This is a genomic window from Mitsuaria chitosanitabida ATCC BAA-476 = NBRC 102408 (genome assembly GCF_001598255.1).
Lineage (GTDB): Bacteria > Pseudomonadota > Gammaproteobacteria > Burkholderiales > Burkholderiaceae_C > Roseateles > Roseateles chitosanitabidus.
In genome coordinates, this window is record NZ_BCYP01000022.1 from 34774 (window position 1) to 50727 (window position 15954).

The following is a 15954-nucleotide window of genomic DNA, read 5'->3' on the forward strand; positions in this document are numbered from 1 at the left end:
GCTCAGCGGCCGGCCGGGCATCAGGGCGTCTCGGACAGATCGCCCAGGTGGCGCTTCTTGATCGCCTCCAGCGTGCCGTCGCGCAGCATCTCCTCGATGGCGTGCCGCATCCGGTCGCGGTCCTCCTGCGCGATCCGCTGCCGGGACAGGGCCAGCGCGCCGATGCTCCGCTCCTGCGGCGCGTAGGACAGCGCGGTGTACTCCCCGAAGGCGGGATCGTTGCGGCGCGCCGTCGCCAGGCTGTGGGCGCCCAGCACCAGCGCGTCGGCGCGGCCGGCCTTGAACACGCGCATCGCGGTGGTCTGGTCCGGGGCCTCGACCACCCGGCCCTGCACCCGCATGCGGGTGAGCCAGCTCTCCAGCGTCGGGACGAAGGCGTAGCCGCGCACGACGATCACCCGCCGCTCGCGCTGGGCCAGGAAGGCGGCCGGCGTCGTCAGCGCCGCCGCCAGGGCCGGTCGCATCACGACGTACTGGCGCGATTCGATGTAGGGGATGAACTCCACCAGCAGCGCCCGTTCCTGCGTGGGCAGCGCCGACACCGTCATGTCCATCTGCCCCGAGGCCAGCTGCGCCCAGATGCGCACGCGCGACTCGGCGCGCGGGACGAGCTGGCAACCGGTGCGGCGGGCGAGCTCGTCCACCACCTCCTTGTCGATGCCGGTCCACTGGCCCCCGGCGTCGCGGTAATAGAGCGAGCTGTACTCGTACATCCCGACCGAGTACGGCCCGCAGGCCAGCGCGGCCGGCGATGCGCCCATGCCCGCGGCCGTCAGCGCGATGGCGGCGATCCAGGTCCTCAACGATGTCTCCCCGGGAGTCCGAGCCCCTCTTGGCGGTCGAGCATACGCCTGGGCGGGGGACCGGATGCCCCCTGGAGAAGGGGGCGGAGAGGGGCTGAGATAATCGCGCCCATGCTGAAGTTCGAACTGCTCAAGACCGAGGGCCGCGCGCGTCGCGGCGTCATGACGCTCAATCACGGCGTCGTGCAGACACCCATCTTCATGCCGGTGGGGACCTACGGCACGGTGAAGGGCGTGATGCCGCGATCGCTCGAGGAGATGGGCGCGCAGATCATCCTGGGCAACACCTTCCACCTGTGGATGCGGCCGGGCCTGGACATCATGAAGCAGTTCGGCGGCCTGCATCAGTTCGAGAGCTGGAACAAGCCCATCCTCACCGACTCGGGCGGCTTCCAGGTCTGGTCGCTGGGCGAGATGCGCAAGATCACGGAGGAGGGCGTGAAGTTCGCCTCGCCGGTGAACGGGGACAAGCTGTTCCTGACGCCGGAGATCTCCATGCAGATCCAGACCATCCTCAACAGCGACATCGTCATGCAATTCGACGAGTGCACGCCGTACGAGACCAAGGGCGAGCTCACCACCGAGAAGGAAGCCCGCCTGTCGATGGAGATGAGCCTGCGCTGGGCCAAGCGCTGCAAGGACGAGTTCGAGCGGCTGCAGAACCCCAACGCGCTGTTCGGCATCGTGCAGGGCGGCATGTTCGAGAACCTGCGCGACGTGTCGCTGGCGGGGCTCAAGGACCTGGACCTGCCGGGCTACGCGATCGGCGGGCTGTCGGTGGGCGAGCCCAAGGCCGACATGCTGCGGGTGCTGGACCACATCGCGCATCAGCTCCCTGACAACAAGCCGCGCTACCTGATGGGCGTGGGGACGCCGGAGGATCTGGTCGAGGGCGTGCGCCAGGGCGTGGACATGTTCGACTGCGTCATGCCGACCCGCAACGCGCGCAACGGCCACCTGTTCACCCGCTTCGGCGACCTGCGTCTGCGCAATGCGCGCTACAAGGCCGATGAGAAGCCGGTCGACGAGACCTGCAGCTGCTACTGCTGCGCCAACTTCAGCCGCGCCTACCTGCACCACCTGGACCGTTGCGGCGAGATGCTCGGCCCGATGCTGACCAGCGTGCACAACCTGCACTACTACCTCAACCTCATGAAGGAGGTCCGCGAGGCGCTGGACGCGGGCGACTTCGAGGGCTTCCGCCGGCGCTTCCTGGCGGATCGCGCGCGCGGGATCTGAGGTCGATCGGGCGGGTCATCAAGGCCGGCCCCCACCGGCTTTCATGCCAGGCCCAAGCCGGTTTTCCCGGCGTGGGCTTCATGGGCCCCTAAGGCGCCGCGTGTGAAGATCGAGCGATGCTGAAGCTGCTCATCGCGCCGTTTCGCTGGTTGATCCGCGTGGTCCTGGCCATCGTCATCCTCTTCGAGGAATGGGGCTGGGAGCCGCTGCAGCGCGCGATGGCCGCCATCGGCCGGCTGCCGGTCTTCCGCCAGCTCGAGGCCGCCGTGAGGCGGCTGCCGCCCTACCTGGCGCTGGTCGTGTTCTTCCTGCCCGGACTGCTGCTGCTGCCGATCAAGGTCGCCGCGGTGTGGCTGATGGGCGTCGGGCGACCGGGGCTGGGGCTCGCGGTGATCGTGCTGGCGAAGGTGCTCGGCACCGCGGTGGTGGCGCGCATCTTCGCGCTCACGCATCCGGCGCTGATGACGCTGCCCTGGTTCGCGCGGCTGTATGCGCGCTGGACGGTGTGGAAGGACGGACTGCTCGCGTGGGTCCGTACCAGCGCCGCGTGGCGCACGGCACGGACGATCAAGCTCCGGATCAAGCGCGCGCTGCGGCGGGGCGTGCGCAGCGCCTGAAGACTGACCGGGAACTCCGAAGGCCTGACCATCGAAGCGTCCCCCCCAACGAAGAAGGCCTCCTTGCGGAGGCCTTCTTCGTTCAACCGGGGATCATGCCTTGGCGGGTTGCGCCGTCATGCCGTCCGGCGTGCCGAGCAGGGCGCCGACCCGCTCGCGCAGCAGCTCGGGTGTCACGTCCTTCGCGGGGATCGGCGCGCCGGCCACCAGTCCGACGCGCGAGAACATCCCGCGCCGGAACGGCCGCACCATCGCCTCGCCCTTCTCCACCCGGGAGAAGTACGAGCCCCACAGGTTCTGCAGCGCCATCGGCACCACCGGCAGGTCCGGGTGGTTCTCCACCAGCTTCATGACGCCGCCCTTGAAGGGCTGCAGCGTGCCGTCGCGGGTGATGCCGCCCTCGGGGAAGATGCAGACCAGCTCGTCGTCGTCCAGTACCGCGCGGGCGGCGGCGAAGGCGGCTTCGTAGGTCGCGGGGTCTTCCTTCTGCGGCGCGATCGGGATCGCCTTGGCCAGCTTGAACATCCAGCCCAGCACCGGGATGCGGAAGATGCGGTGGTCCATCAGGAAGCGGATCGGACGCGGGCTCGCGGCCATCAGCAGCACCGCGTCGACGAAGCTCACGTGGTTGCAGACCAGCACCGCCGCGCCCTGCGTCGGGATGTGATGGTCGCCGCTCAGGCGGAAGCGGTAGACCAGGCGCGACACGACGAAGGCGATGAAGCGCAGCAGGTACTCCGGCACCACCAGGAAGATGTAGAACGCCACCACCGCGTTGGCCACGCCCACCGCCAGGAACAGCTCCGGGATCGACAGGCCCGCGCCCAGCAGCGCGCCCGCGAGGACGGAGCTGGCGATCATGAACAGCGCGTTCAGGATGTTGTTGGCCGCGATGATGCGGGCGCGGTGCGAGGGCTGCGCGCGCATCTGGATCAGCGCATACATCGGCACGCTGTACAGACCCGCGAACAGCGCCAGCAGCGCCAGGTCGGCCAGCACGCGCCAGTGGGCGTGCTGCGACAGGAACTGGCCCACGCCCAGGGCGTTCGCCGGCGGCAGGCCGCGCGAGGCGAAGTACAGGTCGATGGCGAACACGCTCATGCCGATCGCGCCCAGCGGCACCAGGCCGATCTCGACGTGGCGGCGCGAGAGCACCTCGCACAGCAGCGAGCCCACGCCGATGCCCACCGAGAACACCATCAGCAGCAGCGAGGCGACATGCTCGTCGCCATGCAGCACCTCCTTGGCGAAGGACGGGAAGTTGGCCAGGAACACCGCCCCGAAGAACCACATCCACGAGATGCCCAGCAGCGAGCGGAACACCGCCAGCTGACCGTGCGCCAGCTTCAGGTTGCGCCAGGTCTCGGTGATCGGGTTCCAGTTGATGGCCAGGTGCGGATCGGTGGACGGGCTGGCCGGGATGGCCTGCGCTGTCAGCCGGCCCAGGACCGCGACGATCACGCAGGCCACCGCGACATGCTGCGGCCCGACGATGGGCGTCGCCACCAGCAGGCCGCCGGCCAGGTTGCCCAGCAGGATGGAGACGAAGGTCCCCATCTCCACCATGCCGTTGCCGCCGGTGATCTCGCGGTCGTCCAGGTGCTGCGGCAGGTAGGCGTACTTGACCGGCCCGAACAGCGTCGAGTGCAGGCCCATCAGGAACACGCAGCCCAGCAGCACCGGCACGTTGACCGTGTAGAAGCCGAAGGCGGCGAGCGCCATGATCACGATCTCCAGGCTCTTGACCAGCCGCATCAGCCGCGCCTTGTCGTACTTGTCGGCGAGCTGGCCGCTGGTGGCCGAGAACAGCACGAAGGGCAGGATGAAGAGCGCCCCGATCGCCAGGCCGGCCTGCTTGGGCGGCAGCCAGCTCAGGTTGAGCTGGTAGGTCACCAGCACGGTGAAGGCGAACTTGAACAGGTTGTCGTTGCCGGCGCCGAGGAACTGCGTCCAGAAGAAGGGCGCGAAGCGGCGTTGCCCGAGCAGGGCGAACTGGCTGGTGTGGGAGGAGTCGCTCATGGGAGGGGCTCGTGGTGGGAGTTCGGGGGGACCGCGGCGGCTGCGCTCAGGGCGCCTTGACCACCTGCGGCGCCTGGCCCAGGCCCTTGCGGGTCAGCCAGCTGAAGACGGTGTCGGCGGTCGTGGTGTCGATGTGGCCCGAGAAGCGTCGTGCCGACGGATGGTCGTCGAAGGCGACGTTGGCCATGCCGATGCGCGCGCCCAGCCGCTTGGCGGTCGACAGCCGCAGGTCGGTGGGCGTGTAGCCCTGGCGGCGCAGCCAGGCTTGCGCCTGCGGCCGGTTGAAGACCTCACCCGGCGCGGCCGCCGAGGCCAGGGTCTCCAGCGCCCACTGGTTGCTCTGCTGGTACTCGGTCGCCCAGGGATAGGCCACCATGCTGTAGGCGGGGCTGTGCAGCGCGGCCGCGCGAGCGTTCTCGCGCAGCAGCGGCAGCAGCGCCTGCTGCAGTGCCGGCGCGAGCACGGCATAGGCCGCCTCGTAGCGGACCGGGTTGTCCATGAAGAACTCGCCCAGGCCCTGACGGTAGAGGTCCGCCAGCGCGGTGCCGCACTGGTTGAGCTTGTGCATCACGCGCCAGACAGGCTTGGCGTCGGCGCCGCTGCCCATCGTGTCCCGATAGACGAAGCCCACGTGCGACCAGCGCAGGCCGTACTCGCTCAGGTCCTGGCCGGCGCGGGCCAGCAGCACGACGTCGGCGCCGCTGCGGTCCAGCGCCTCGGCCGTGGCCTGCGCCAGCGCCATGCCGCGGCGGATCTGGTCCAGCGTGGGCTTCTTGTCCTCGCAGGGGCGGCCGGCCTGGGCCGGCGCTGCCGCCAGCAGCGCGATCGGCGCGATCAGCGCCGCCGCGGCGAGGTGGCGCCGCAGGCCGCCCGACATGACGCGCAGGGCGCTCATCGCAGGACCCGGTCCTTGTCGGTGACGCGCTCGTTGTGGAGCAGCGAGGCGCCGATCTCGTTCGGGATGAAGGCCACGGCCTCGCTGGCGGCGGAGAGCACGTAGCCGGTGCTGATCGCGGTGACGACGATGGCGGTGCCGACCGAGGTCGCGGCGCCGCTGAGCACCTTGCCGGAGAACTCCACGCTGATGCGCACGCCATCGGAGGCGCGCTCCAGCACCCAGACGGTGCCGCGGGCGGTGCTCTCGACGGCGACGACGACGAAGGCCGCCCCGCCGACCAGCACCGCGGAGGGCGCCACCACCGAGAGGGCCACCGGCACCGCGGACAGCGCGGCGCTGGCGTCGCTCGGGCCGCCGTGGGCCCGGGCCGCGCCGGTCGTGCCGAAGGCGAGGGCGGCGGCGGTCAGAACGCTGAGGAGAGAGGCGCGGGGTCGCATGACGAGGCTCCTTGGGGTCGATTCAAACGAGACAGGGGACTGGGGGGCGCGGGCGCTGTCGCCGCGGGTCACTCGGTGACGAGGCCGGCGGCGTCGCGATGGGCCTCGCGGCGGCCTTGCAGGCGGGCGTCGGCGAGGTCGGCCTCATGGGCGTCGCGCAGCATCTTGGCCAGGGTGAAGACGTTGGAGATCAGGTAGAGCCAGCACACCAGCAGGTAGGCCTTCCAGACCGGCTGGATCTCCATGCGCCACAGGCCCCAGGCGGTCAGCGCCATCGCCAGGCCGAAGCCGGCCCAGACGACCAGGCCCCACATCGGGGTGTCGGAGCGGGTGCCCTGGTTGTCGCGGATGTACTTGGACAGGGCGAAGGCGGTGGAGAGGCAGAACACGTAGCCCATGACCATGAAGGCGCGATCCAGGTCGGCGCCGGGCAGCCAGGCCAGGCCGATGGCGCACAGCGCGACGCTGATGCCGAAGGAGATCCACACCTGGAGGCGCCAGGCTTTGGTGTCGCGCTGGATGCGGGCGGGGTGGCTGGTCATGATGCTGTTCCTCCTGAGGGCCGGTCGTTCGACCGGCGGGTTGCCGGGGTTCGTCGCCCCCGTTCGTTGTTGCCGGGAGGCGATGACGTGACTGTCGTCGCGACCCGCCCGCCCGGCCGGTTGTTTCGCGGCGAGTATCGCCGCGCGGCTGGGTGGGTATCGGTAGCCGCTACCCGGGGGAGACGGTCGACCGTGGTGTCGCGCGCTCGGGCCCGGCGCGCCGGGCGGCGAAGTGCCGCGCGGTCGCGTAGACCGGGGCGCCGAAGGCGTCCCCCTGCCACCGGGCCAGTCGCTTGAGGGCGAGATCAAACATCAAGGGATGGTGACCCCGCAAGGCCTCCAGAGGGGCGACGTGACCTTCGTCCAGCACCCCCGCACGGACGAGTCGCGACAGCCGGACCAGGGGCATCACCCCCGGCAGCGGGTAGTCGGAGCCGTGCAGCAGGCGCTCGTGCCAGTCCTGGCGGCGCAGCACCGAGCGCCAGACCTCGGGCCGGCGGTTGAACTGGAACATCGCCGAGACGTCGCCCAGCAGCAGGTCGTGCCAGGCCGGCTCGTCCATCAGGCGGGAGAAGAGCTCGAACGCCTGGGCGGGGCGGGGACGCGGCAGGTCCAGGTCCATCGCCAGGCCCAGCGACGCGCAATGCGCCGCGATCACGCGTACCCCGTGGCGCAGCGGCTCGCGCAGCAGCAGCGGGTTGCCCAGGTCCTGGCGGTCGGCGCCGGGGACGGCGTGCTCCTCGCCGCAATGGACGATCAGCGGCATCCGCGCCGCGGCGAGCCGGTCATAGAAGGGCCGCAGGCGCGGGTCGCGCAGGTCGATGGCCATGCTGCTGGGCAGCCACTTCATGGCCAGCGCCCCGCCGGCGATCGCGCGGTCCAGGCGCGGGAGCGCGTCCTCCCGGTTCGGATGGATGCTCGCCACCCAGCCGAACCGGTCGGGGCGGGCCTCGGCCACGGCGCGCGCGTAGCCGTCGGGGACATGGAAGGTCGTCCAGTCCGGGCGAGGCCGGCCGGTCGCGTCCACCGCCTCGTCGAAGGCGAACAGCAGCCAGCGCGCGCCGACCGGGAAGGCGTCGGCCAGGGCCGTGAGGCGGCGCACATAGGCGCGGTCGATGTCGGCGGCGGCCACGGCGCGGCGGTCCACGCAGGCGCCGTTGAGGATCGCGTGCTTGCGGCCCAGCTCCACCGGATGCCACCACTGCGACAGCGAGGGCGCGATCCAGCAGCCCGAGCCCGAATCGCCGGTGCCGATCAGGTGGGCGTGGACGTCCCAGAGCTGCGCGGGATCGAGGCCGTCCCAGACGCGCGTCAGCCAGTCCGGATCGACGCCGGGAATGGGCGGCGCGGGATGGCCGCAGGGATTGCGCCAGGGCCCGGCATCGGCCGCCAGCGCGCTGAAGAGACCGGCCGCGGCGGCAGCGCCGCAGCACAGGAGATGACGTCGTCGGAGCATGACCGCCGCCCGAGGGAGTGGAGACGGACGTGATCGTCGGCAGGTCGGCGCGTCGCGCGGCCGGGGGATGGCGTCGGTATCGCGCGGCGGTCCGGCCGGTGTCGGCCGGCGCTACCGGGGGGAGGAAGTGCGCTAACGTCCGCCCCCATGTCCAGCACCCAAACCCTGATCGACCTCATCAAGTCGGAGCTCAAGCAGTCCGGCGTCAGCTACGCGCAGCTGGCCAAGGAACTGGACCTCTCCGAGTCCAGCGTGAAGCGCATGTTCGCCGTCGGCGGCGAGATGCCGCTGTCGCGCATCGACGAGATCTGCCGGGTGCTGAGGACCGATTTCGCGGAGCTCTCGCAGCGCCTGGCGCAAGCGCAGCCGCTGCGCCGCGAGCTGACGCTGCAGCAGGAGCGCGAGGTCGTCGCCGACGAGAAGCTGCTGCTGACGGCGATCTGCTGCCTGAGCCAATGGACCTTCGAGCAGATCGTCTCGACCTACCGGATGAGCGAGGCCGACGCGACGCGCGCGCTCGCGCAGCTGGACCGGCTGGGCATCATCGAGCTGCGTCCGCTCAACCGCTACCGGCTGCAGGTCGCCAAGACCTTCCGCTGGCGGCCGCAAGGGCCGGTGATGAGCTTCTTCCGCGACCACGTGATGCAGGACTTCTTCGGCGGCGGCTTCGACGGCGACGCGGAGCTGCTGATGCTGGTCCACGGCCAGCTCAGCCCCGGCATGGCCCGCGAGCTGCGCGACCGTCTGCAGCGCGTGGCCGAGGACTTCTCGCGCCAGCACCTGCTGGATCAGAAGCTGCCCGAGCAGGAGAAGCGTCAGTTCACGCTGGTGATGGGCATGCGCTGCTGGCTCTTCGAGCGCTTCAAGCACCTGCAGCGGCCGGCGGGCGTGGCCAAGGCGCTTAAGCGCTGAGGACGGCTCGGGTCGCCGCCCTCCCTTCGGGCGAGTGGCGACGGCGTCGCGCCGGGCCGGGCCGGGGATTCACCAGAACTCCCAGCGCCCGCTCCAGACGACCCACGCGCCGAGCACGCCATTCGTCACCGCGTGCGCGATGACCGCCGTCCACAGCTTGCCGGTGCGTTGATAGAGCCAGGCATAGGCGGCGCCGGCGACGATGGCGGCGAGCCACAGCGTGTGCGCCAGCATGAAGACGAAGGTCGAGAGCACCAGCGCCCGCAGGCCGGCCGCGCGCGGATCGACGGACTCGAACTGCGGGCTGGCGATCCAGCGCATCAGGAAGCTGCGCCAGAACAGCTCCTCCATCACCGGCACCAGCAGTGCCGCGCCGATCCAGCGGATCGCGATCAGCGGCCAGTCGGGCCGGCCGTCGGCCGTCATGGGCACGAAGGCGGCCGTGGCCTCGCCCAGCTGCATCCACGGCGCGTCCAGCGAGATCCACAGGCCGAAGACCACCAGCCCGACGACGACGCCCAGGCCGGCCTCGCGCAGGGTGGGGCGGTTCTGGCGGGCGAGTTCGCCGTAGCTGCGCCAGTACCAGGCCAGCGCGCCGCCGACGACGACCAGGTTCAGCCCGTAGATCCAGCGCGCGTCCACGCCCCAGGCGTTGTGCTCGGGCAGCGCGCCGCGCAGCGCGAGCAGCCCCATGAACAGGGCGAAGGGGACGATGCGGGCCCAGGCGGCAGGACTCAATGTCATGCGGCCAATGTAGCGGCGACCCGTGAATCGACCATGGGGACAAGGCCTGACCCTGGTCGCGGTTTCACGGGATGCTGCTGTCCACCGCGCTGACGGCACTTGCGGCGCTTCCCGCGCTTCCGGCGGCGTTCCCCGCGGCATGTCCCGCCGCGCTTCCCGAGAACGCATGCCGGAGCGCCTCGATCGCGTGCCGGACCTTGGCCGGCTGGGCGTCGCGCTGCGGGGTCATGACGTGCACCGGCAGCACCGGCAGCGACCAGCCCGGCAGCAGCGGCAGCAGCCGGCCTTGTCCCTGCGCCTCGTCCACGTCCTCGGGGCTGAGCATCGCCAGCCCCATGCCCGCCTCGCACAGCTGCTGCAGGCTGAGCTGGTTGTTGCTGCTCGCGCGCGGCGTCACGCGCAGCAGCTCCTCCCGCCCGTCCGGCCCGCGCAGCGGCAGCGGCTTGGGCGCGCCGGCATCGGAGCGCAGGGCCAGCCAGTCGTGCCGGGTGAGGTCCGCCATCGAGGTCGGCACGCCGCGCCGCGCCAGATAGGCCGGCGCCGCATAGAGCCCGACCGTCTTCGCGCCGACGCGCTGCGCCACCCAGCTGCTGTCGGGCAGCCGCCCGAAGCGGACCGCCAGGTCGATGCGCTTGGCCACGAGATCGGTGAAGCCGTCGTCGACCTCCAGATGCAGGCTCATCAAGGGGTGCGCGGTCACCAGCGGCGCCAGTGCCGGCCCGATCTGCCGCGCCGAGCCCACCGGGGCGCTGATCCGCAGCTCCCCCTCCGGCGCGTCGCGCAGGTGGTGCAGCTGGGTCTGGGCCTCCCGCGCCGCGGCCAGCATGGCCTGGCAACCCTGCACGAAGCGCTCGCCCGCCGGGGTCAGGCTGATGCGGCGCGTCGAGCGGTGCAGCAGCGTCACGCCCATGTCGCGCTCCAGCGCTCGCAGCTGCTGGCTCACCGCGGAGGTCGTCGTCTGCAGCTGCCGCGCCGCGGCCACCAGGCTGCCCTGTTCCACGACGGTCGCCAGCACCGCCATCCGTCGCAATTGGTCCAGCATCGCGTTTGATTGTGTAGATCGTCTAAAGAATGAAAGCCGATTCTGAGGACTTCTGCTGCGATTGTGAAGTTTCTACAGTTCATCCCATCGCTGAAGCGCTTCTCTCCCCCCGAGACGCGGAGGCTTCTCCCCTCTCCTCGAAAGGAACTCCCATGAAAGTCGCCCTGATCGGCCCCACCGGATTCGTCGGCAGCGCCGTGCTGAAGGAACTGCTGTCCCGCGGTCATGACGTCGTCGCCCTGGCGCGCGACCCGTCCAAGCTGGAAGCCCGCGCCGGGCTGACCGTGGTCAAGGCCGATGCCAAGCAGGCCGACCAGATCGCCGCGGCGGTCAAGGGCACGGACGCCGTGGTCAGCGCCTACAACCCGGGCTGGTCGGTGGCTGACATCCACACCGAGTTCCTGGAAGGCACCCGCGCCATCTATGACGGCGTGAAGCGCGCCGACGTGAAGCGCCTGCTGGTGGTCGGCGGCGCCGGCAGCCTGTACGCCGCGCCCGGCCTGCAGATCGTCGACACGCCCGAGTTCCCCGAGCAGTGGAAGCAGGGCGCGCTGGCGGCCCGCGAGGCGCTGAACCTGATCCGCCTGGAAACCTCGCTGGACTGGACCTTCCTGTCGCCGGCCGTGCACCTGGAGCCGGGCGAGCGCCGCGGCAGCTACCGCGTCAGCCTGGACACGCCGGTGATGGACGCCGACGGCCCGGCCCACGTGTCGACCGCCGACCTGGCCGTCGCCATCGTCGACGAACTGGAGCGCCCGCAGCACATCCGCCGCCGCTTCACGGTCGGCTACTGATCGGCGCGTCGATCCCGGGGCACGGGTCCCGGACGATCGATTCGACGAATCGCCGCGCCTCACGCGCGGCCCTGAAACGCGACGCGCGCCTCGAGGGCGCGCGTTGTCGTTTCCACCGGGGAGCGCGCGGATCGCGCGCTTCGCGTCAGGCGGACTGCTGCTCCAGCAGGTAGTTGGCGTCGTCGTACTGGCCCAGCGTGTCGACCAGGATCGGCAGGCATTCGGCCAGCTTGTCGTGCAGCGTGAAGGGCGGGTTCACCACGAACATGCCCGAGCCCATCATCCCGAAGCCGCGCTCGTCGGCCTGGGTGACGGTGAGCCGCACGTGCAGCCAGCCCTTCTTGGCGACCGGGTCGGCGGCGGACTTCAGGCGCTGCACCAGCTGGGCCGACTCGATGGTCTGCAGCTGCGGGTACCAGATCGCGAAGGTGCCGTCGGCGAAGCGCTGCAGGCCCTCGCGCAGCGCGGCCACGACCTTGCCGTAGTCGGCCTTGATCTCGTAGGGCGGGTCGATCAGCACCACGCCGCGGCGCGACGGGGGCGGCAGCTCGGCCTTCAGCGAGGCGAAGCCGTCCTGCATCATGACCTGCGTGTTGGGCCGGTCCTCCAGGTAGCTGGCGAGGATGCGGTGGTCGGTGGGATGCAGCTCGTAGCAGCGCAGGCGGTCCTGGTCGCGCATCAGGAAGCGCGAGATCGCCGGGGAGCCGGGGTACTGCTCGAGCTTCTTGCCCGGGTTGAAGTCGTGCACCAGCTGGACGTACTGCTGGAGCGGCTCCGGCAGGTCGGTGCGGGCATACAGGGCGGCGATGCCGCCGGCGTGCTCGGCGTTCTTCTGGGCATAGCGGCCGTCCAGGGCGTAGCCGCCGGCGCCGGCATGGGTGTCCACCACGGTGTAGGCCTTGTCCTTCTCGCCCATGTAGCGGAGGACCTCGGCCAGCACCAGGTGTTTGAGCACGTCGGCATGGTTGCCGGCGTGGAAAGCGTGTCGGTAAGCGAGCATGTCCGGCACTGTACCCGCGATCCCGGCGGCATCGCCGCCGCGAACACGATCGCAGCGTCCGCTCAGCGACTGAAACCGGCGAGTCGCGATCGATCAATGTTCCCGCGCGGCCCTGTTGGAAACGTCCCGAAAGAGATGGCTGCATCCCAAGGGCTGCGGATGACCTCTTCCGGGCCGGAGCAGGATCATGCCTTTCGAGGAGATGGCGCATGAACACGAAGCTTCGTCAGTCCGACCTGCCAGCCGCTGTGCCGGTGCAAGACTTGTTTGGAGACATGTCCTCGACGGACATGATCGCGTCGACCCACACGCAGGAGCTCGTGATTGCGTTGTGCGGGCCGATGGGATCGCCTCTCCACGAGGTCGCGTCGAAGCTCGAACTGATGCTCAAGACCACGTTCGGCTACGACTGCTCGATTCTTCGGCTCAGCGACTACATCCAGGATCACGCCAAGCGCGCGGGCCGCCCGCTGTCGACGAAGCCGGCGCCACGTCGCAACGACCTTATCAGTCTGGGCGATGAGATGAGGGGTGTGTACGGGGCAAGCGTTCTGGCGGAGCTTGCCGTGAACGAGATACGACTCGGTAGAGAGTTGCATCACAAGGACAAGGCGACAGGGCAGTTTGCTCCGCGGCGCATGTGTCACATCATCGATTCGATTAAGAACCAGCAAGAGTTGGAGCTGCTGCGCACCGTCTATCGAGAGGTGCTGTACGTGGTCGGAGTCTTCTCCCCGCTTCCGAATCGTGAAGAGGCGCTGCGAAATCAGGGGCTGGACAACGGCGACATCGCCAAGCTGATGGACAGGGATTCCGGGGAGGAGTTAGCCGCGGGGCAGACCGTCGACGAGACGTTCCCGCAGTGCGACTTCTTTCTTCGTATGGATGCCAATACCGATACCCAGTTGCGCGGTCGAGTGGAGCGATTCCTTCACCTGATACTGGGGACACAGGTCATCACGCCGACGCGAGCCGAGACTGCGATGTACGCGGCCGCATCCGCAGCGGGGAACTCGGCCTGCCTTTCGAGGCAGGTGGGAGCCGCGGTGACCGACGAGGATGGCGAGGTGCTCGCCATCGGATGGAACGACGTGCCTCGGCCGTTCGGCGACCTCTACGTGACCGACCTCGCATCCGATCCGACTGGGGACAAGGACAAGCGTTGCTGGAACTACGGGGGAAAGTGCCACAACGACGAGGAGAAGAGCATCCTTGCTGCGCACGTCATTGAAGCCCTCGCGCCGTACATCCACGAGAACAAGCGAGCAGATGCCGCGCAGGCGGTATCGAAGAACAAGAAGCTGCGCGGGTTGATTGAGTTCTCCCGCGCCATTCATGCCGAGATGCATGCGATCCTCACCGCGTTGCGGCAGAAGGGGGATCGTGTGCGGGGAGGCAAGATCTTCGTCACGACCTACCCGTGCCACTCCTGCGCGAGACACATCGTTGCGGCGGGCATCAAGGAGGTCTACTTCATCGAGCCCTACAAGAAGAGCTTGGCCACCAAGCTGCATGGGGACGCAATGACTGAAAGCGAGCAGACGTCCGACAAGGTGCGTTTGATTCCCTATGACGGGGTCGCGCCGACGCGGTACCTCAGCCTGTTCAAGATGAAGCCGAACTCTCGCAAGAAGGATGGCCGAGTCGTGCGCATTGCTCCTGACATCGCCACGCCGAAGCTTGAGAAGAGTCTTGAAGCCTTGCCAGCTCTGGAAGGGCTAGTCATAGAATCGCTCCGTCGCCGAAGTCTCATCGAGACTCATCAACCCCTCGCTCCCTTGCACGCCGTAGAACATGAAGCACCCGGAACAGATCCCGTTTGACTTCGCGGTTTTGGAGGCGGTGCCTTGCGAGCCTCCGCGGGCGCAAGTTCTTCAACTCGCCGACGCTCGAGCGCGCAGGGAGGCCCAAGTGATTTCGGCAGCGTACGACGCCATCTTCGAGAGCATCCGCCACATCGACATCACCCGCGGCCGCCGCATGGCCGAGGCCCGCGAGCAGGTCACCCACACGCGCTGATCCTCACACCTGGAACGCCCCCGGCGAATACGCCGTCCCCGCCGGCACTTCCTTGAGCGCGCAGGGGTGCTGGTACTGCATCGCCGGCCGCAGCGATTGCCCGTCCACCTCACCCGGATCCACCGCCCGACCGATCAGCGGCGAGCCCGGCCGCAGGCGGAAGTCGTAGCGGTCCGCGTCGACGAAGGCGTCCAGGCCGACGAAGTAGTTGTGGTGCTGCTCCCGGTCCGGCCCGGCGGGCAGCTCCTGCTTGCCGTGCAGCAGGTTGTCGATCAGCCGCAGCTTCTGCGCCGGCTGGGCCATCCGCAGGTAGACGCCCCCCTGCGGCCGCCGGTCCACCAGCGTGTTGTTGATCAGGTGCAGCTCGTTGCGCGGGTGGCTCAGTCCCTCGCTGCCGTAGGCGATCAGGTGGTAGTTCTCGGTCGACGGGCTTTGCTGGATCACGTTGCCCATCACCAGCGCCAGGCCGCCGTTGGGGAACTCCAGCTCGAAGCTGGCATGGCCGGTCTCGTCGGTGAGACGGTTGTAGAAGAGGTGGTTCACCGCCGCGCGGGTCTTGAGCAGGTGGCCGCTCGCGCCATGGTGGAAATAGCTGCCCAGCACGACCAGCTTGCCGATCGCGCCGACGTAGCAGTTGTGCGTGTGACCGTCGCCCGGCGCGATCGCGCCGAAGTCGCAGGACTCGAGGCGCAGTTCGATCGAGGCGTCGTTCGCGGCCAGCAGGCCGTTCTCGTTGTCCTGGAAACGGCAGTCGCGCAGCGTCAGCGATCCCTGCTCCAGGCGGATGCCGGCACCGTTGCGGTCCGGCACCTTCGCGCCGATGAAGTCGAAGCCCTCGATCGTCATCCGCTTGCCGCGGGTGACGAAGATGCCCTTGCCCTGCGCATGCGCGCCGTTGGCGGGGAGGCGGACCCGGCCGCCCACCGCCTTCAGGGTCAGGTCGTCCTGCGACCAGGCGGCCACGTCGCCGGGGTACTCGCCGGCCTGGACCTCGATCGTCGTGCCCGGCTTGGCCTGGGCCGCGGCCGCGGCCAGCGTCTTGACGGGGTGATCGCGGCCGACCTTCAGCACGGGCCTGGACCCACCCTGCGCCCGCGCCGCCGGCAGCCACAGGGGAGACGCGGTCGGCAGCGTCAGCGCGGTGCCGGCCAGCAGCAGGCGGCGTCGGTGGCGGGAGAGCAGGGCCTGATCGAGCGCGGAACCGGACATCGTGGGGACTCCCGGAAGGCCGCGCGGGGCGGCGACAGAGGCGTGGGGGCAGGCGGGATGCCAGGGCGACGGCGCTCCTTTCGGGAGCGGTGGCGCGCGGGGCCGGGCGAGTGTAGCCAAGCGACCGGTCCCGCCGGTGACGCCCGGCCAAGGCCCCAGCGGGCGTCCGGACTGTCGCCAACGCGCAGCGGCGGGCGGGGCATCTGGCTAAGCTGCGCGCCAT

15 protein-coding genes are annotated in these 15954 nt (G+C 69.7%); 5 read left to right on the top strand and 10 right to left on the bottom strand.

Annotated elements, in window-relative coordinates:
* Positions 1 to 20: 20 nt before the first annotated feature.
* Complete coding sequence (locus tag MCHT01_RS14820) at positions 21 to 803, bottom strand: substrate-binding periplasmic protein (protein WP_067066119.1); 783 nt, start codon at positions 801 to 803, stop codon at positions 21 to 23.
* 111 nt (positions 804 to 914) lie between these two features.
* On the opposite strand from MCHT01_RS14820, the gene tgt reads away from it, so the two are divergent.
* Positions 915 to 2042, top strand: coding sequence for a tRNA guanosine(34) transglycosylase Tgt (tgt, locus tag MCHT01_RS14825; RefSeq protein WP_067066120.1), 1128 nt, complete (start codon positions 915 to 917; stop codon positions 2040 to 2042).
* Between the two features lie 116 nt (positions 2043 to 2158).
* Positions 2159 to 2659, top strand: a complete 501-nt coding sequence (locus MCHT01_RS14830; protein ID WP_067066121.1) for a hypothetical protein — start codon at positions 2159 to 2161, stop codon at positions 2657 to 2659.
* A gap of 93 nt (positions 2660 to 2752) precedes the next feature.
* Here the strand turns inward: MCHT01_RS14830 and MCHT01_RS14835 are convergent, their stop codons facing one another.
* From MCHT01_RS14835 to MCHT01_RS14855, 5 genes are all read right to left on the bottom strand, one after another.
* Positions 2753 to 4678 carry an MFS transporter gene (locus MCHT01_RS14835; protein WP_067066122.1) on the bottom strand — a complete coding sequence of 642 codons (1926 nt, stop codon included), beginning with the start codon at positions 4676 to 4678 and terminating at the stop codon, positions 2753 to 2755.
* 46 nt (positions 4679 to 4724) lie between these two features.
* Positions 4725 to 5573 carry a DUF2145 domain-containing protein gene (locus MCHT01_RS14840; protein ID WP_245643319.1) on the bottom strand — a complete coding sequence of 283 codons (849 nt, stop codon included), beginning with the start codon at positions 5571 to 5573 and terminating at the stop codon, positions 4725 to 4727.
* On the bottom strand, positions 5570 to 6013 hold the full coding sequence (locus tag MCHT01_RS14845; RefSeq protein ID WP_067066123.1) for a hypothetical protein: 444 nt from the start codon (positions 6011 to 6013) through the stop codon (positions 5570 to 5572). Before MCHT01_RS14845 ends, MCHT01_RS14840 begins: the two co-directional genes overlap by 4 nt.
* A gap of 68 nt (positions 6014 to 6081) precedes the next feature.
* Entirely contained in the window at positions 6082 to 6555 is a 474-nt protein-coding gene (locus tag MCHT01_RS14850) for a YiaA/YiaB family inner membrane protein (protein ID WP_067066124.1), read from the bottom strand.
* 169 nt (positions 6556 to 6724) lie between these two features.
* The gene (locus MCHT01_RS14855; protein WP_067066125.1) at positions 6725 to 8011 is read right to left on the bottom strand and encodes an amidohydrolase family protein; all 1287 of its coding nucleotides are present in this window, start codon (positions 8009 to 8011) and stop codon (positions 6725 to 6727) included.
* Positions 8012 to 8158: 147 nt separating this feature from the next.
* Here MCHT01_RS14855 and MCHT01_RS14860 point away from each other — a divergent pair, with 147 nt between their 5' ends.
* A complete protein-coding gene (locus MCHT01_RS14860; protein WP_067066126.1) occupies positions 8159 to 8923 on the top strand; it encodes a helix-turn-helix domain-containing protein in 765 nt (254 codons plus the stop codon).
* A 69-nt stretch (positions 8924 to 8992) separates the two neighbouring features.
* Here MCHT01_RS14860 and MCHT01_RS14865 read toward each other — a convergent pair whose 3' ends face one another.
* Positions 8993 to 9667 (bottom strand): CAAX prenyl protease-related protein, encoded by a 675-nt coding sequence (locus tag MCHT01_RS14865; protein WP_067066127.1) that lies wholly within the window; start codon positions 9665 to 9667, stop codon positions 8993 to 8995.
* Between the two features lie 64 nt (positions 9668 to 9731).
* Positions 9732 to 10709, bottom strand: a complete 978-nt coding sequence (locus MCHT01_RS14870) for a LysR family transcriptional regulator (RefSeq protein WP_084452679.1) — start codon at positions 10707 to 10709, stop codon at positions 9732 to 9734.
* A 152-nt stretch (positions 10710 to 10861) separates the two neighbouring features.
* On the opposite strand from MCHT01_RS14870, the gene MCHT01_RS14875 reads away from it, so the two are divergent.
* Positions 10862 to 11503, top strand: a complete 642-nt coding sequence (locus MCHT01_RS14875; protein ID WP_067066128.1) for an NAD(P)-dependent oxidoreductase — start codon at positions 10862 to 10864, stop codon at positions 11501 to 11503.
* A 145-nt stretch (positions 11504 to 11648) separates the two neighbouring features.
* Here the strand turns inward: MCHT01_RS14875 and MCHT01_RS14880 are convergent, their stop codons facing one another.
* Positions 11649 to 12503 (bottom strand): 23S rRNA (adenine(2030)-N(6))-methyltransferase RlmJ, encoded by an 855-nt coding sequence (locus tag MCHT01_RS14880; protein ID WP_067066129.1) that lies wholly within the window; start codon positions 12501 to 12503, stop codon positions 11649 to 11651.
* A 209-nt stretch (positions 12504 to 12712) separates the two neighbouring features.
* On the opposite strand from MCHT01_RS14880, the gene MCHT01_RS14885 reads away from it, so the two are divergent.
* Positions 12713 to 14326, top strand: coding sequence for an anti-phage dCTP deaminase (locus tag MCHT01_RS14885; RefSeq protein ID WP_067066130.1), 1614 nt, complete (start codon positions 12713 to 12715; stop codon positions 14324 to 14326).
* A gap of 199 nt (positions 14327 to 14525) precedes the next feature.
* Here MCHT01_RS14885 and MCHT01_RS14890 read toward each other — a convergent pair whose 3' ends face one another.
* On the bottom strand, positions 14526 to 15731 hold the full coding sequence (locus tag MCHT01_RS14890; protein WP_067066131.1) for a right-handed parallel beta-helix repeat-containing protein: 1206 nt from the start codon (positions 15729 to 15731) through the stop codon (positions 14526 to 14528).
* Positions 15732 to 15954 lie beyond the last annotated feature (223 nt).

What these genes read in the sequence shown, in the direction of transcription:
- tgt (WP_067066120.1), top strand. Translation starts at nt 915, where the DNA reads ATGCTGAAGTTCGAACTGCTCAAGACCGAGGGCCGCGCGCGTCGCGGC.
- MCHT01_RS14830 (WP_067066121.1), top strand. Translation starts at nt 2,159, where the DNA reads ATGCTGAAGCTGCTCATCGCGCCGTTTCGCTGGTTGATCCGCGTGGTC.
- MCHT01_RS14835 (WP_067066122.1), bottom strand. Translation starts at nt 4,678, where the DNA reads ATGAGCGACTCCTCCCACACCAGCCAGTTCGCCCTGCTCGGGCAACGC.
- MCHT01_RS14840 (WP_245643319.1), bottom strand. Translation starts at nt 5,573, where the DNA reads ATGAGCGCCCTGCGCGTCATGTCGGGCGGCCTGCGGCGCCACCTCGCC.
- MCHT01_RS14845 (WP_067066123.1), bottom strand. Translation starts at nt 6,013, where the DNA reads ATGCGACCCCGCGCCTCTCTCCTCAGCGTTCTGACCGCCGCCGCCCTC.
- MCHT01_RS14850 (WP_067066124.1), bottom strand. Translation starts at nt 6,555, where the DNA reads ATGACCAGCCACCCCGCCCGCATCCAGCGCGACACCAAAGCCTGGCGC.
- MCHT01_RS14855 (WP_067066125.1), bottom strand. Translation starts at nt 8,011, where the DNA reads ATGCTCCGACGACGTCATCTCCTGTGCTGCGGCGCTGCCGCCGCGGCC.
- MCHT01_RS14860 (WP_067066126.1), top strand. Translation starts at nt 8,159, where the DNA reads ATGTCCAGCACCCAAACCCTGATCGACCTCATCAAGTCGGAGCTCAAG.
- MCHT01_RS14865 (WP_067066127.1), bottom strand. Translation starts at nt 9,667, where the DNA reads ATGACATTGAGTCCTGCCGCCTGGGCCCGCATCGTCCCCTTCGCCCTG.
- MCHT01_RS14870 (WP_084452679.1), bottom strand. Translation starts at nt 10,709, where the DNA reads ATGCTGGACCAATTGCGACGGATGGCGGTGCTGGCGACCGTCGTGGAA.
- MCHT01_RS14875 (WP_067066128.1), top strand. Translation starts at nt 10,862, where the DNA reads ATGAAAGTCGCCCTGATCGGCCCCACCGGATTCGTCGGCAGCGCCGTG.
- MCHT01_RS14880 (WP_067066129.1), bottom strand. Translation starts at nt 12,503, where the DNA reads ATGCTCGCTTACCGACACGCTTTCCACGCCGGCAACCATGCCGACGTG.
- MCHT01_RS14885 (WP_067066130.1), top strand. Translation starts at nt 12,713, where the DNA reads ATGAACACGAAGCTTCGTCAGTCCGACCTGCCAGCCGCTGTGCCGGTG.
- MCHT01_RS14890 (WP_067066131.1), bottom strand. Translation starts at nt 15,731, where the DNA reads ATGTCCGGTTCCGCGCTCGATCAGGCCCTGCTCTCCCGCCACCGACGC.